A 15520-nucleotide genomic window follows, 5' to 3' on the forward strand; every position below is an offset into this window, starting at 1 on the left:
ATTATCGACTCCGTGCATTGAACTTAAATATCAACCGGATGCACACGATGCACTCCAGCCCGAAGGCGCGTGCCTTCTATCTAAGCGCCAGCATTCCCACGGTCGTTTCGAGACTCCCAGATGAAAATGTGTTTGTAGAGTTTTCTACGAGCATTGTTTGTTTGGCATTGGATCGTCACAGTTAGGCGCTAACTTTAATGATTTGTGCGCTTAATTTTGACGATGGCCACTGGTAACGCGTCACCTGATCTGGCGTGCAACGGCATTCGCGATGAAGCGCGCCGAGGTAGCCGCAGGGGCAGGGATTCATGGCGGCAATCAATTGGAAGCGCGCCGGAAAATCAGCCTGGCGCGCCGCGCGTGAAATTGTAATCTGACCCGATTCCAGCGGCTCGCGCAATACTTCCAATACCTTGCGATCGAATTCCGGAAGCTCATCAAGGAACAGCACGCCCCGGTGCGCCAGCGAAATTTCACCCGGACGCGGCGTACCGCCGCCGCCCACCAGCGCGACGCCCGATGCGGTGTGATGCGGCGAGCGGTAAGGACGCACCTTCCAGCGCGCGGCGGAAAAACCGCCGGTCAGTGATTGCACTGCTGCCGATTCCAGCGCTTCTTCATCGGTCATGGGCGGCAAAATACCTGGAAAGCGCGCCGCCAGCATCGACTTGCCGGTGCCGGGAGGGCCGACCAGCAACACGCTGTGACCACCGGCCGCGGCGACTTCGAGCGCGCGCTTGGCCTGCAACTGGCCTTTGACGTCGGAAAAATCGAGATAGGCAGGTGCGGCAGGCTTGATCGCCGGCCGGTGCTGCGTCAGCCGGGCATCGCTGTCGGCGCCGCGCGCGGCGAAATGCGCGCATACCTGCAGCAGCGAATCGGCGGGGAAAATGGTGGCGTCGGCGACCAGCGCAGCTTCGTCGGCATTGTCGCGCGGCAGGATGAAGATACGTCGGCGACCGTCGCTGTGATGCGAGGTGCGCATGGCGTACGTCATGGCCAGCGCACCGCGGATCGGACTCAGATCGCCCGACAGCGACAGCTCGCCTGCGAATTCGTACTCGTCGAGGCCGTCGCCGGGCATTTGTCCGGAAGCAGCCAGGATGCCCAGCGCAATCGGCAGATCGAAGCGGCCCGATTCTTTGGGCAGATCGGCCGGCGCAAGGTTGACGGTGATTCTCTTGGCGGGGAATTCAAAGCGCGCATTCTGCAATGCGGCGCGCACGCGATCCTTGGATTCCTTGACCTCGGTTTCCGGCAAGCCCACGATGGTGAAGGACGGCAGACCGTTGGCCAGGTGTACTTCCACCGTGACTTGCGGCGCATGCATGCCCGCCAGCGCACGGCTCTTCAATACAGCAAGGCTCATCGTGACCGGATCAGGAGGCTTTCTGGCGCGCTTCGAGTTCGGCCACGCGGGCTTCCAGCTCTTCCAACTTGGCGCGGGTCTTGGCCAGCACCTGCGCCTGGATGTCGAATTCTTCGCGGGTGACCAGGTCCAGTTTGGAGAAACCCTGGCTCAGCATGGCCTTGACGTTCTTTTCGATATCCTTGGCCGGAGAGTTCTCGATAGCCTTGTTGATTTTGGATTGAATATCTTCGAAGAATTGTGGCTTATCCATGATGCTTCCTTTTATTAGTAGTGACGATCCGACAAGTGTAGCGCTTTCGTTGTCCTGCGGGAAAACAAAGCGGCGCAAAAGGCGGCCATGTGATCGGCGTGATGGCGTTACCTGTCAGAATCGCGTCGCGCGGAAACGTTCATCACCGGTCCTGCGAAGGGTTGACGGCCTGTCCAAATATAAGAAGGCGACCACCGAAAATCCCGCGTAAGATCGTTGCAGGGCATTGCATTTTTGCAACAGTTTCTTGCGTGCTCAACTGGGTGGCAAAACCGCGCCCAGCCATGCACCATAAAAAACAAAAATTTCCCAGTGGAAAATGTTATGTTGAAATTGTTGCGCACTATTGTTGTGCGCCAAGGTTTGTGTTTCACTCTAATGCACTGTTTTTGGGAAAAAAAGAAAAAATGCCTAATTGGAATGTTGATTTGCGCTAAAAAAAGTAACGCAAACCGCCAAAAAAGGGTTGGCATGGCTCCTGCTATACAAGTTGTGCAGAAATGAACAATTTGTTGTTTAACAGAAACCTAGAGGGACGCCATGAAAAAATTGATTCTTGCAACAGCAGTCGCAGCATCGTTAGTCGCCAGCTTCGCCCATGCGGAAGACGCACCTAAGCCAGACAATGAAGTTACCTTCAATGCTGCCGTCGTCAACGACTACCGCTATCGCGGCCTGACTCAGACGCGCTTCGACCCGGCTTTGCAAGTTGGAGCTGATTACACGCACAATCCAACCGGTCTGTATCTCGGCACATGGCTGACCAACATCAAATGGATCAAGGATGCAGGCACGCTGACCGGCACTAACACCAAAGGCAATGTCGAGTGGGATATCTACGGCGGCAAACGCGGCGATATCGGCGGTGGCTTCACTTATGACGTCGGCGGTCTGTACTACTACTACCCAGGCAACACGCTGTCCAACAGCGGCGCCAAGAACGCCAATACATTCGAACTTTACGGCCAGGTGGGCTACGGTCCAGCGTACTTCAAGTACTCGCAATCGCTGACCAATCTGTTCGGCAACGTTAGCAGCAAGTACAGCCAGTACTTCGATCTGGGCGCCAACATCGACACTTGGTATGGCGTGATCCTCGGTCTGCATGTCGGTCGTCAGAACGTCAAGGGCAGCAACAACGGCGTCTCCAATGACCAATACAGCTACACCGACTGGAAAATCGGTCTGAGCAAGTCGTTTGACGAACTGGCCGGTGTTACCTTGGGCGTTGCGTATCTGGGCACCAATTTGAAGGATGGCGTGCAAACAACCCCTGTTTCCGATGGTTCCAAGAATGTCGGCAAGAGCGGCTTCGTCGTTTCCCTCAGCAAAACTTTCTAATTGAGGTCGGTATGAAACTGATTACAGCGATCATCAAACCATTCAAGCTCGACGAGGTGCGTGAAGCCTTGTCGGCAATCGGCGTGCAAGGCATTACCGTGACGGAAGTCAAGGGTTTCGGCCGCCAAAAAGGCCACACCGAGCTGTATCGCGGTGCGGAATATGTTGTGGATTTCCTGCCGAAGACCAAGATCGAAGCCGCAGTCGACGATTCCATCGTTGAGCGCGCGCTGGAAGCGATCGAGGCTGCAGCACGCACAGGCAAAATCGGCGACGGCAAGATCTTCGTACAGGATCTGCTGGACGTTATCCGCATCCGTACCGGCGAAACCGGCAAAGACGCTCTTTAAGGGGGAACAGTAATGAGTATTAAAAAAATGTTTTCAAGTGCGCTTGCAATTGGCACCTTGTTGTTGGCGGTAAGTTTCGCCGCACCGGTCCAGGCGCAAGACGCACCGAAGCCGGAAGCTGCAGCTGCAGCTGCTCCTGCGGCGGAAGCGCCGAAGGCTGACGCACCGAAAGCCGAAGCACCTGCAGCAGCTCCGGCTGCCGCCGCTGCTGCTCCTGCCGCCGCTGCAGCCCCGGCTGCTGCCGCAGCTGCACCCGTGCTGGTCCCTAACAAGGGCGACACGGCCTGGATGCTGGTATGTACTGCATTCGTGATCCTGATGACCTTGCCAGGCCTCGGCCTGTTCTACGGCGGCCTGGTCCGCAGCAAGAACATGCTGTCGGTGCTGATGCAATGTTTCGTGATCTTCTCGCTGATCTACATCCTGTGGTTCGTCTACGGCTACAGCATCGCATTCACTGAAGGCAACGCGTTCTTCGGCGGCTTCGATCGTCTGTTCCTGCATGGCCTCAACGGCGACTCGACCACTGCCACCTTCAGCAAGGGCGTCGTGATTCCTGAACTGTCGTTCGTGGCCTTCCAGGGCGCGTTCGCAGCCATCACCGTGGCGCTGATCATCGGTTCCTTCGCAGAGCGCGTGAAGTTCTCCGCCGTGATCGTGTTCTCGATCCTGTGGTTCACCTTCTCGTACCTGCCGATGGCCCACATGGTCTGGTTCTGGCCTGGTCCGGATGCATTCACCGACGCTGCCGCTGCAGAAAAGGCGACTGCGATTTCGGGTTGGTTGTTCCAGAAGGGCGCGCTGGATTATGCCGGCGGCACCGTGGTGCACATCAACGCTGCGATCGCCGGCCTGGTCGGTTCGTATGTGATCGGCAAGCGCGTCGGTTACGGCAAGGAAGCCTTCAAGCCGCATAGCCTGACTCTGACCATGGTCGGCGCTTCGCTGCTGTGGTTCGGCTGGTTCGGCTTCAACGCCGGCTCCGGTCTGGAAGCCAACGGCGGTGCAGCGTTGTCCTTCGTCAACACCATCCTGGCAACTGCTGCTGCAGTGCTGTCGTGGAGCTTCGGTGAATGGATCGGCAAGGGCAAGCCGTCGATGCTGGGTGCAGCGTCGGGTGCCGTCGCCGGTCTGGTGGCGATTACTCCTGCAGCCGGTTTCGTCGGTGTCTGCGGTGCGGTTGTGATGGGCCTGCTGGCCGGTCTGCTGTGCCTGTGGGGTGTCACCGGTCTGAAAAAGCTGCTGGGTTCGGACGATGCGCTGGACGTCTTCGGCGTGCACGGCGTGGGCGGTATCCTGGGTGCGATCCTGACTGGCGTGTTCGCTGCGCCTAGCCTGGGCGGCACAGGTATCTATGACTACGTCGCCAACGCAGTCGCTCCCGACTACTCGATCGGCGGTCAGGTCTGGATTCAGTTCCAGGGCGTGCTGACTACCGTGATCCTGTCGGGCGTGGTCTCCTTCATCGCCTACAAGCTGGTCGACATCGTGATCGGTCTGCGTGTGACGGAAGAAGAAGAACGCGAAGGTCTGGACATCTCCAGCCACGGCGAATCGGCTTACCACTCCTGATTGTTTCCCGGGGGCCTTGCGCCCCTTTCAGAAGCGCCCGCGACTCCGGTCCGGGCGCTTTTTTTATGTCTCTTTAAAAAAACGACAACGCCGCCATGTAAAAGGCCTCTCCACCAGATATTGCCGTGTGGCGGGCGACGTAATAGCCAGAATCCCGCTAAAATGGCCGGTTCCTGTCGGTTTTGTTATCGGTTGTTTCCATCGATCACCGGCCGCTATTTCGTCCAATCGCTACCCAGCACGCGCAGAAGGTCTTTTATGGTTCCGCATCTTGTCACCGCCCTCAACGGTCCGCTTCTCGACCTGGAAAAGAAAATCCTGGGCGCAACTCCCGCGATCGAGCGCTGGTTCCGCATGGAGTGGCAAGAGCACACGCCGCCGTTCTATTGTTCGGTCGACCTGCGCAACGCCGGCTTCAAGCTGGCGCCGGTAGACACCAATCTGTTCCCGGGCGGCTTCAACAATCTGTCGCCGGAAATGCTGCCGCTGGCCGTGCAGGCCGCGATGGCCGCGATCGAAAAATATTGCCCTGACGCAAAGAACCTGCTGCTGATCCCCGAGCATCACACGCGCAACAGCTTCTACCTGCAAAACATCGCGCGGCTGATGCAGATCTTCCGCCAGACCGGCCTGAATGTGCGCCTCGGTACCCTGGAAGACATCAAGAAGCCCAAGCAGATCGATCTGCCCGACGGCAGCACCATCACGCTGGAGCCGCTTGAGCGCTCCAAGAACGGCCGTCGCCTGGGTCTGAAGAATTTCGATCCCTGCACCGTGCTGCTCAACAACGACCTGTCGATCGGCATCCCGTCGGTGCTGGAAAACCTCGACGAGCAAAATGTCCTGCCGCCGCTGCACGCCGGCTGGGCGGTGCGCCGCAAGAGCAACCACTTTTCCGCCTACGACGACGTCGTGAAGAAATTCGCCAAACTGGTCGACGTCGATCCATGGATGCTCAATCCGCTGTATGCCAAATGCGGCGAGCTCAATTTGCAGGAAGACGCCGGCTCCGATTGCCTGGCCGACAACGTCAGCAGCCTGTTGTCGAAGATCCGCAAGAAGTACAAGGAATACGGCATCAAGGAACAGCCGTTCGTGATCGTCAAGGCCAATGCCGGCACCTACGGCATGGGCATCATGACGGTCAAGGACGCCAGCGAGGTCAAGGATCTCAACCGCAAGCAGCGCAGCAAGCTGGCGGTCGGCAAGGAAGGCCTGGAAGTCAACGAACTGGTGATCCAGGAGGGCGTGCATTCGTTCGAACGCATCAACGAAGCCGTCGCCGAGCCGGTGGTCTACATGATCGACCGCTACGTGGTGGGCGGTTTCTATCGCGTCCACGCCGACCGCGACATCAACGAAAACCTGAACGCCCCCGGCGCCCATTTCGTGCCGCTGGCGTTCCAGCAGCAGCATGCCTTGCCGGACTTGCAAGCCAAGCCCGGCACCGCGGCGCCGAACCGTTTTTACATGTACGGCGTGGTGGCGCGACTGGCGCTGCTGGCGGCGTCGCTGGAAATGGAAAAGACCGATCCGAATCCGGAAGTCTATTAATCTTATTTGGCTGACATTTTTGACGGACATTTCATGAAAATCGCTTTCCTCGCCGACCCGCTCGATACCTTCAAGACCTACAAGGACTCTACCTTCGCCATGATGCGTGAAGCTGCTCGCCGCGGCCACGCCATCTACGCGTTCGAGCAGACCGACGTCGTGCTGGAAAGCGGCCTGGTCACCGCCAACGTCGCGAAGATCACGCTCACCGGCGAGGCCGACGACTGGTACCGCGCCGACAAGCCGGTCTCGACTTTCCTGTCGGAGTTCGACGCCATCGTGATCCGCAAGGATCCGCCGTTCGACATGGAATACATCTACACGACGTATCTGCTGGAGCTCGCCGAGAAGCAGGGTGCACGCGTCTTCAACAAGCCCGAGGCGATCCGCAGCCACAACGAAAAACTGGCGATCGCGCAGTTCCCGCAATACACCGCGCCGACCCTGGTCACGCGCGACGCCAAGCGCTTGCGCGCATTCCACGACGAACACAAGGACGTGATCCTCAAGCCGCTGGACGGCATGGGCGGCATGGGCATCTTCCGCATCGGCCAGGACGGCATGAACCTCGGCTCGGTCATCGAAACCCTGACCGACAACGGCAACCGGACCATCATGGCGCAGCGTTTCATCCCGGAAATTTCCAAGGGCGACAAGCGCATTTTGCTGATTGGCGGTAAAGTGGTGCCGCATGTTTTGGCGCGCATTCCGCAAGGCGGAGAAGTGCGCGGCAATCTGGCGGCCGGCGGTCTCGGCGTGGCGCAACCGATTTCGCCGCGCGAGCTGGAAATCGCCGAAGCACTGGCGCCGGTATTGGCGCAGCGGGGGTTGTTGCTGGTAGGATTGGACGCTATTGGCAATTATTTAACAGAAATCAATGTCACCAGCCCGACCTGTTTCCAGGAAATCACGCAGCAAAGCGGCTTCGATGTTGCCGCCATGTTCGTCGATGCGCTGGAAGCTGCGGTCGCAGGCAGCTGAAGCAATCAATCCGGCGCCCGGTCTGGCAACGTACATATAAGCAAGCAGAAATTCATGGTCGGTATCCTTCTCCTCACGCATGCCCCGCTGGGTCAGGCTTTCATCGCAGCGGCCACGCATGTCTTCCGCGGCTTGCCGGAACGCATCGAAGCAATCGACGTCATCGCCGACCAGAACCCGGCGGAAGTGCAGCGCATGGCGGCTGACGCCGTGCATCGCCTCGACGACGGCAGCGGCGTGCTGGTCATCACCGACGTCATGGGCGGCACGCCGTCCAACTGCACCGGTTACCTGTGCGCCATCGACAATGTCGAAATCATCGCAGGCATCAGCCTGCCGATGCTGCTGCGCGCGCTGACCTACCGCAACGACACGCTTGACGTCGTCATGGAAATGGCCTTGGCCGGCGGCCAGAGCGGCGCCGTCCGGATCGACAACCGCATTCGCGTTTCATCCCAATAAAAGCACAAAGAAAGAATTGCCATGATTCAAAAAGAACTTGAGATCATCAACAAGCTCGGTCTGCATGCGCGCGCGTCGGCCAAATTCACGCAACTGGCGTCGAAGTACAAGTGCGAAGTCTGGATGACCTTCAACAAGCGACGCGTCAACGCCAAGTCCATCATGGGCGTGATGATGCTGGCCGCCGGCAAGGGCACCAAAGTGCTGCTGGAAACAGAAGGCGCCGACGAACAGGATTGCTTCAATGCCTTGGAAGCGCTGATCCTGGACCGATTCGGCGAAGGCCAGTAATCCCCGTAAAGTCGTAAGTCTTCGAATTTCTCTCGTTTGTTTTCCTCTTGTTTTGCCGCACGATTGCTAAATGATGCGTTGTCCGGTAAGGTTTTGAGAGCTACCGCGCATGAACACAGATGACGGCATAACAAAATAACGCAGGAGACAAACGCGATGGCATCTTTCACCTTACACGGCATTCCTGTTTCCAAGGGGATCGCCATCGGCCGCGCGCATCTGCTCGCGCCGGCCGCGCTGGACGTCAAACATTATCTGATTCCCGAGGAGCAGGTCGAAGCCGAAGTCCTGCGCCTCAAGAGCGCGATTGCCGCCGTCCATCAGGAACTGCAAACCATCCGCGACGACTTGCCCAAGGAAGCGCCGCCCGAACTGGGTGCTTTCATCGATGTGCATGCGCTGATCCTGTCGGACCCGATGCTGGCCGAAGTGCCGCTCAACATCATCCGTCACCGCTATTACAACGCCGAATGGGCGCTGGTGACGCAGATCGACGGCTTGTCGGCGCAGTTCGACGAGATTGAAGACCCTTATCTGCGCGAGCGCAAGGCCGACATCCAGCAGGTCGGCGACCGCGTGCTCAAAGTGCTGACCGGCAGCGCCATCAGTCTGCCGCCAGCGGCAGGAGAGGGCGCCGCCGCCAGCATCATCGTTGTCGCACACGACATTTCGCCGGCCGACATGCTGCAGTTCCGTGACGGCGCCTTCGCCGGTTTCGTCACCGACCTCGGCGGCCAGAATTCGCATACCGCCATCGTCGCGCGCAGCCTCGACATCCCGGCCGCAGTCGGCATGAACAACGCTTCGGTGCTGGTCAAGCAGGAAGACGTGCTGATCATCGACGGCGACGCCGGCGTGGCCATCGTCAATCCGTCGCCGCTGGTGCTCGCGCAATACCGCGCGCGCCAGGAGCGCATGCTGCGCGACCGCAAGAAACTCGGCCGTCTCAAGAAGACTCCGGCGATCACCCAGGACGGCACCGAAATCACGCTGCTGGCCAATATCGAGTTGCCCAGCGACAGCGCCCCCGCGCTGGAAGCGGGCGCCAACGGCGTCGGCCTGTTCCGTTCCGAATTCCTGTTCATGGGCCGCGCCGGGCATCTGGAAAAATTCCCGTCCGAAGACGAACAGTTCGATTCATATTGCCAGACCGTGGTGTCGATGAAGGGGCGCCCGGTCACGATCCGCACGCTCGACGTCGGCGCCGACAAGCCGCTCGACGAAGATGAACAGACTGCGCTGAATCCGGCGCTGGGTTTGCGCGCGATCCGCTATTGCCTGTCCGAGCCGCAGATGTTCCTGACGCAGCTGCGCGCGATCCTGCGCGCCTCAGCCTTCGGTCCGATCAAGCTACTGATCCCGATGATGGCGCACGCGTTCGAAATCGACCAAACGCTGGCGCTGATCGAGCAGGCCAAGGAACAATTGCGTCAACGCAAGCAGAAGTTCGATGAAGACATTGAGATCGGCGCGATGATCGAAATCCCGGCAGCCGCGCTGGCCTTGCCGATGTTCATCAAGCGTCTCGATTTCCTGTCGATCGGCACCAACGACCTGATCCAGTACACGCTGGCGATCGACCGGGTCGACCACGAGGTGGCGCATCTGTACGACCCCTTGCATCCGGCCGTGCTGTTCCTGCTGTCGAGCGTCATTTCAATGGCGCGCAAGGCCGATATCCCGGTCGCGGTGTGCGGCGAGATGGCGGGTGACGTAAAGTGGACGCGGCTGTTGCTCGGCATGGGCCTGCTGGAGTTTTCCATGCATCCTTCGCAACTGTTGTCGGTCAAGCAGGAAATTCTCAACAGCGACCTGACCTTGCTGGAGCCGCAGGTCAAAAAGGTGTTGAAGGCATCCGAGCCGGCCGCCATCGAAGCCGCCATGGCGCAACTGCGCGCCATCACCAGCGAACCGGAAATGAAGGCCACCGCCGCACGGCGCCGCTAAACCTGTTCACGATCTCACTGCGAGGCCATGATCCGGCGTCGTGCGGTACTCGGAATCCTCATGTACTAAAGTACACTCCAAGGCGTGTAACTGAGCTCCGTTCCACCGCCGCCGGCTGATGGCCTCTCGTACAGGTCGTGAACAGATTCGGAATGGATACGCTTTCACCGTGGTTTGACGGCATGCCCCGACTTGGTTATTCTTACACCACTGCGCCGATTTGAATGGTTTATCCAAACCTCAGCTTGCGGGCGCCGGAACCTTGGGTTCCATCTAAATACGGCTAAAGCGAGCTTGGTGCAATACAAGACAAGCCCAGAATTTAGCCCGTGAGCGTAAGCTCCGGGCTTTTTTGTTTTCGGGCCCCTGAATCGGTAGACGGACATAACCGCAAGATAACGAAGAGAGCCCATGTCGATCGGAATCGTATCGCCGCAAATCATGCATTTTCCCGAGCCGCTGCCGCTCAAGAACGGCACGGCGCTGGCCGACTACGTGCTGATGTATGAAACCTACGGCACGCTCAATGCCGACAAATCGAACGCCGTGCTGGTGTGCCACGCGCTCAACGCTTCGCACCACGTCGCCGGCGTCTACAAGGACGACCCCGACAACGTCGGCTGGTGGGACAACATGGTCGGTCCCGGCAAGTCGCTCGACACCGACAAGTTCTTCGTCATCGGCGTCAACAACCTCGGCTCCTGTTTCGGCTCTACCGGTCCGATGCATACCAACCCGGCCACCGGCAAGCCGTACGGCGCGAGCTTCCCGGTGGTGACCGTGGAAGACTGGGTCAACGCCCAGGCGCGCCTGGCGGACCAGCTCGGCATCGCCCAGTTTGCCGCGGTCATGGGCGGTTCGCTGGGTGGCATGCAGGCGCTGGCGTGGAGCATCATGTATCCGGATCGCCTGCGCCACTGTGTGGTGATCGCGTCGACCCCAAAACTGTCGGCGCAGAACATCGCCTTCAATGACGTTGCACGCCAGGCGATCCTGACCGATCCGGACTATCACGGCGGCGACTTCTATGCGCACGGCGTGGTGCCGAAAAACGGCTTGCGCGTGGCGCGCATGGTCGGTCACATCACCTACCTGTCGGACGACGACATGGCCGAAAAATTCGGCCGCGACCTGCGCTCGGGCGAATACCAGTTCGGCTACGGCGTGGATTTCGAGATCGAATCCTACCTGCGCTACCAAGGCGACAAATTCTCGACCTACTTCGACGCCAACACCTACTTGCTGATCACCAAGGCGCTCGACTACTTCGATCCGGCGCGCGACTTCGGCGGCGATCTGAACAAGGCGCTGGCCGGCACCAAGGCGCAATTCCTGCTGGCCTCGTTCACCACCGACTGGCGCTTTTCGCCGGAGCGTACCCGTGAAATCGTGCAGGCGCTGGTCAGCAACAAGCGCCGCGTCAGCTATGCCGAAATCGACGCGCCGCACGGCCACGACGCCTTCCTGCTGGACGACGAGCGCTATATGAAGTTGCTGCGCGAATACTATCAACGCGTCTGGGCGGAAATCGCCATGGAGGAGAGCGCATGAATTTCCCTGAACTGAGCGTATTGCGCCCCGACCTGGCGTTCATCGCGCACTGGATTCCTGCCGGCTCGCAGGTGCTTGACGTCGGCTGCGGCGACGGCGTGATGCTCGATTACCTGCAGACTGACAAGGCCTGCAGCGGCTACGGCATTGAAATCGACGACGCCCGCATTCCCGAATGCGTGGCGCGCGATGTGTCGGTGATCCAGCAAGATCTGGAAGGCGGCCTGGCCATGTTCGAAGACAACGCCTTCGACAACGTGCTGTGCCTGTCGGCGCTGCAAATGGTCAAGGACGTCGAAGGCATCCTGCGCGAAATCGCCCGGGTCGGCCGCGAAGCGACGGTGTCCTTCCCCAACTTCGCTTACTGGACGCACCGCATTGCGCTGTTGCGCGGCCGCATGCCGGTGTCGAAATCGTTGCCTTACGAGTGGTACGACACGCCCAACCTGCGTTGCGCCACGATCAAGGACTTCGAAGCGCTGGCCAACGAGGTCGGCCTCGACGTGCTGGAATGCGTGGCGCTGCACGACGGCAAACCGGTGACCTTCCTGCCCAATTGGCGCGGCAGCCTGGCAGTGTTCCGTCTCAAGAAGAAGTAACCCGCCCTGTCGATCGCCCGCGCCGCCGCAGGAAAAATCGTACCGGCGCCGGCAAATTCCTTATACTCCGCAGACGTCTCCGCCCAGGTGTCCCGCGGGCGGAGTTCTTCCTGTCCGTACTGACGTCTCGCTTTCTCTTTTTATGACCGACAACCGCATTTCGTGGCACAGCTATCTCAACCGTCGCATGCTGATTTGCGTGTTTCTCGGTTTCACGTCGGGGTTGCCGCTGTTCATCCTGCTGAGCCTGTTGCAGGCCTGGCTGGCCAAGTCCGGGCTCAACGTCAAGGCGCTCGGCTTGTTCGCACTGGTGATGTTCCCCTACACCTGGAAATTCCTGTGGTCGCCGCTGATGGATCGTTTCCACTTCGGTCGCATGGGGCGCCGACGCGGATGGATGTTCTTCACCCAGATCGGCCTGTTCGTCGGCATCGGCGCCATGGGCATGCTGGATCCGCAGACCCAGATCGGTACGATCGCCCTCATGGCGTCGGTGGTGGCCTTCCTGTCGGCCAGCCAGGACATCGTGATCGACGCCTATCGCCGTGAAATCCTGCCGGAAGAGGAGCTGGGCCTGGGCAGCGCCATCCACGTCAACGCCTACAAGCTGTCGGGCATGGTGCCAGGGGCTTTGTCGCTGGTGCTGGCCGACCTGATGCCGTGGCAGACCGTATTCTGGATCACGGCCGGCTTCATGCTGCCGGGTTTGCTGTGCACGCTGGCGGTCAAGGAGCCGGTGGTCTACGGCGTGCCGCCGAAGAATCTGCGCGAAGCCGTAGTGCTGCCGTTCCGCGAGTTCGTCACGCGCGGCGGCTGGAACAAGGCGCTGTGGGTGCTGGCCTTCATCTTCCTGTACAAGCTCGGCGACAGCATGGCGACTGCGCTGGCGACCAAGTTCTACATTGACCTCGGATTTTCCATGACGCAGATCGGCGTGGTCTCGAAAACCACCAGCCTGTGGGCCAGCGTGGCGGGCGGCATTGTCGGCGGGGTCTGGATGATCCGGCTCGGCATCAACAAGGCGCTGTGGGTGTTCGGCGTGATCCAGGCGGTGGCGATCCTCGGTTTTGCCTGGCTGGCCCATGTCGGCGCCAGCACCGTGGCGCTGGCGGTGGTGATCGGCATCGAAGCCTTTGGCGTCGGCCTCGGCACGGCGGCTTTCGTCGCCTACATCATGCGCGAGACCGATCCACGCTACACGGCCACGCAATTTGCCCTGTTCACCAGCCTGGCGGCGGTGCCGCGCACTTTCGTCAATTCTTCGGTCGGGTACATCGTCGCCTATATGGGCTGGTTCAATTTCTTCATCCTGTGCTTCATCCTGGCCTTGCCCGGCATGGTCATGTTACTCAAAATTGCTCCGTGGAATCACGTCGAGCATCTTCCGGAAGCGACAGTCGAGATCCCTAAATAGCCGGCAGCTAAAAATATTGCGTCGGCTTTCGTATTTTAGTTGACAAGGGAAAAGTGTTCGCCTATAGTTTTGAGTTCCCTGCGCGGAGAGGTGGCCGAGTGGTTAATGGCAGCAGACTGTAAATCTGCCCTCTTACGAGTACGCTGGTTCGAATCCAGCCCTCTCCACCATTTTGGGAGCAGTCTTAAAGTTGTTGCGGCTGTGAAGTGATAAGTGTTCGATGGCAGTTCCTCGCGGGTGTAGCTCAATGGTAGAGCTGAAGCCTTCCAAGCTTATGACGAGGGTTCGATTCCCTTCACCCGCTCCAAAGTTTTTTGTCCGGTTGCATCGTTTGGCAGTTGGTGCGATCGGCAGGTATGCCCTTGTAGCTCAGTGGTAGAGCACTCCCTTGGTAAGGGAGAGGCCACGTGTTCAATCCACGTCAAGGGCACCAGTTGTATAGCAGGTAGCAGGTGTTTCACCGTAAGCGCTGCAGCAAGTCAGCAAGTCGATCGGGCGCGTTGCCTGAACATTCTCATAATCGTTAGGAGTCTAAGATGGCAAAAGGCAAATTCGAGCGGACCAAGCCGCACGTGAACGTTGGCACGATTGGTCACGTTGACCACGGCAAGACCACACTGACAGCCGCAATCGCGACCGTGTTGTCGAAGAAATTCGGCGGCGAAGCGAAGGCCTACGATCAAATTGACGCAGCGCCTGAAGAAAAGGCACGCGGCATCACCATCAACACTGCGCACGTTGAATACGAAACAGCAAACCGTCACTACGCGCACGTTGACTGCCCAGGCCACGCCGATTATGTGAAGAACATGATCACCGGCGCCGCGCAGATGGACGGCGCGATCCTGGTTTGCTCCGCAGCAGACGGCCCGATGCCGCAAACACGCGAACACATTCTGCTGTCGCGTCAAGTTGGCGTTCCTTACATCATCGTGTTCCTGAACAAGGCCGACATGGTTGATGATGAAGAGCTGCTGGAGCTGGTCGAAATGGAAGTGCGCGAGCTGTTGACCAAGTACGAATTCCCAGGCGACGACCTGCCAATCATCAAGGGTTCGGCGAAGCTGGCCCTCGAAGGCGACACTGGCCCGCTGGGCGAGCAAGCGATCATGGCCCTGGCAGAAGCGCTGGACACTTACATCCCGACACCGGAACGTGCTGTTGACGGCGCTTTCCTGCTGCCAGTGGAAGACGTGTTCTCGATCTCCGGCCGCGGTACCGTTGTGACCGGTCGCGTTGAGCGCGGTATCGTCAAGGTCGGCGAAGCCCTGCAAATCGTCGGTATCCGCGACACACAAGACACAGTTTGCACCGGCGTCGAAATGTTCCGCAAGCTGCTGGACCAAGGTCAGGCAGGCGACAACGTTGGCGTGCTGCTGCGCGGCACCAAGCGTGAAGACGTGGAGCGTGGCCAAGTGTTGGCCAAGCCAGGTTCGATCAAGCCGCACAAGCACTTCACCGGCGAGATCTATGTGTTGTCGAAAGACGAAGGCGGCCGTCATACTCCGTTCTTCAACAACTATCGTCCACAGTTCTACTTCCGTACTACGGACGTGACTGGTTCGATCGAGTTGCCGAAGGACAAGGAAATGGTCATGCCAGGCGACAACGTGTCGATCACCGTGATGCTGATCAACCCGATCGCGATGGAAGAAGGCCTGCGCTTCGCTATCCGTGAAGGCGGTCGTACCGTCGGCGCCGGTGTGGTTGCCAAGATCCTGCCAGACGCGTAATAAGAAGAGTAGCAATCGCCGCGATTCGGGAAATTCCCGCCTCGCGGCGTTGATGTCTGAGCGGCAAGCATAAGTTGGCTGGCCAAGCCGTTCAGATCAGTGT

Annotated in this window: 14 protein-coding genes and 3 tRNA genes; 15 read left to right on the forward strand and 2 right to left on the reverse strand. The window is 59.2% G+C overall.

The window, feature by feature from the left end; genetic code table 11:
* Positions 1-181 precede the first annotated feature (181 nt).
* Both ACIROY_RS21460 and ACIROY_RS21465 read right to left on the reverse strand, forming a co-directional pair.
* Positions 182-1369 carry a YifB family Mg chelatase-like AAA ATPase gene (locus ACIROY_RS21460; protein ID WP_402344142.1) on the reverse strand — a complete coding sequence of 396 codons (1188 nt, stop codon included), beginning with the start codon at positions 1367-1369 and terminating at the stop codon, positions 182-184.
* Between the two features lie 10 nt (positions 1370-1379).
* Positions 1380-1622, reverse strand: coding sequence for an accessory factor UbiK family protein (locus ACIROY_RS21465; protein WP_016836063.1), 243 nt, complete (start codon positions 1620-1622; stop codon positions 1380-1382).
* A 540-nt stretch (positions 1623-2162) separates the two neighbouring features.
* Here ACIROY_RS21465 and ACIROY_RS21470 point away from each other — a divergent pair.
* The 15 genes from ACIROY_RS21470 to tuf all read left to right on the forward strand — a co-directional run bounded on the left by ACIROY_RS21470 (position 2163) and on the right by tuf (position 15417).
* On the forward strand, positions 2163-2963 hold the full coding sequence (locus ACIROY_RS21470) for a TorF family putative porin (protein ID WP_402277773.1): 801 nt from the start codon (positions 2163-2165) through the stop codon (positions 2961-2963).
* An 11-nt stretch (positions 2964-2974) separates the two neighbouring features.
* Complete coding sequence (locus tag ACIROY_RS21475; RefSeq protein ID WP_007884397.1) at positions 2975-3313, forward strand: P-II family nitrogen regulator; 339 nt, start codon at positions 2975-2977, stop codon at positions 3311-3313.
* A 12-nt stretch (positions 3314-3325) separates the two neighbouring features.
* Positions 3326-4885, forward strand: a complete 1560-nt coding sequence (locus ACIROY_RS21480) for an ammonium transporter (protein WP_402277772.1) — start codon at positions 3326-3328, stop codon at positions 4883-4885.
* A gap of 258 nt (positions 4886-5143) precedes the next feature.
* Positions 5144-6439 (forward strand): glutamate--cysteine ligase, encoded by a 1296-nt coding sequence (gshA, locus tag ACIROY_RS21485; protein WP_402277771.1) that lies wholly within the window; start codon positions 5144-5146, stop codon positions 6437-6439.
* Positions 6440-6472: 33 nt separating this feature from the next.
* Positions 6473-7420, forward strand: a complete 948-nt coding sequence (gene gshB, locus ACIROY_RS21490; RefSeq protein ID WP_402277770.1) for a glutathione synthase — start codon at positions 6473-6475, stop codon at positions 7418-7420.
* 54 nt (positions 7421-7474) lie between these two features.
* Positions 7475-7882, forward strand: a complete 408-nt coding sequence (locus tag ACIROY_RS21495; protein WP_029363889.1) for a PTS sugar transporter subunit IIA — start codon at positions 7475-7477, stop codon at positions 7880-7882.
* A 21-nt stretch (positions 7883-7903) separates the two neighbouring features.
* Positions 7904-8173 carry an HPr family phosphocarrier protein gene (locus ACIROY_RS21500; protein ID WP_402277769.1) on the forward strand — a complete coding sequence of 90 codons (270 nt, stop codon included), beginning with the start codon at positions 7904-7906 and terminating at the stop codon, positions 8171-8173.
* 156 nt (positions 8174-8329) lie between these two features.
* Positions 8330-10120 carry a phosphoenolpyruvate--protein phosphotransferase gene (gene ptsP, locus ACIROY_RS21505; protein WP_402277768.1) on the forward strand — a complete coding sequence of 597 codons (1791 nt, stop codon included), beginning with the start codon at positions 8330-8332 and terminating at the stop codon, positions 10118-10120.
* A gap of 411 nt (positions 10121-10531) precedes the next feature.
* Positions 10532-11671 carry a homoserine O-acetyltransferase gene (locus ACIROY_RS21510; protein ID WP_402277767.1) on the forward strand — a complete coding sequence of 380 codons (1140 nt, stop codon included), beginning with the start codon at positions 10532-10534 and terminating at the stop codon, positions 11669-11671.
* Positions 11668-12270, forward strand: a complete 603-nt coding sequence (metW, locus tag ACIROY_RS21515; protein WP_402277766.1) for a methionine biosynthesis protein MetW — start codon at positions 11668-11670, stop codon at positions 12268-12270. The genes ACIROY_RS21510 and metW overlap by 4 nt, the downstream gene beginning before the upstream one ends.
* Positions 12271-12412: 142 nt before the next feature.
* Entirely contained in the window at positions 12413-13684 is a 1272-nt protein-coding gene (locus tag ACIROY_RS21520; RefSeq protein WP_402277765.1) for an AmpG family muropeptide MFS transporter, read from the forward strand.
* Between the two features lie 84 nt (positions 13685-13768).
* Positions 13769-13854, forward strand: a tRNA-Tyr gene (locus ACIROY_RS21525).
* Positions 13855-13917: 63 nt separating this feature from the next.
* A tRNA-Gly gene (locus ACIROY_RS21530) sits at positions 13918-13991 on the forward strand.
* Positions 13992-14042: 51 nt separating this feature from the next.
* Positions 14043-14117, forward strand: a tRNA-Thr gene (locus ACIROY_RS21535).
* Positions 14118-14220: 103 nt separating this feature from the next.
* Entirely contained in the window at positions 14221-15417 is a 1197-nt protein-coding gene (gene tuf / locus ACIROY_RS21540) for an elongation factor Tu (protein WP_016836040.1), read from the forward strand.
* Positions 15418-15520 lie beyond the last annotated feature (103 nt).

The sequence above is a fragment of the Herbaspirillum sp. NPDC101396 genome (assembly GCF_044767365.1).
In the GTDB taxonomy this organism is placed as follows: Bacteria; Pseudomonadota; Gammaproteobacteria; order Burkholderiales; family Burkholderiaceae_D; genus Herbaspirillum.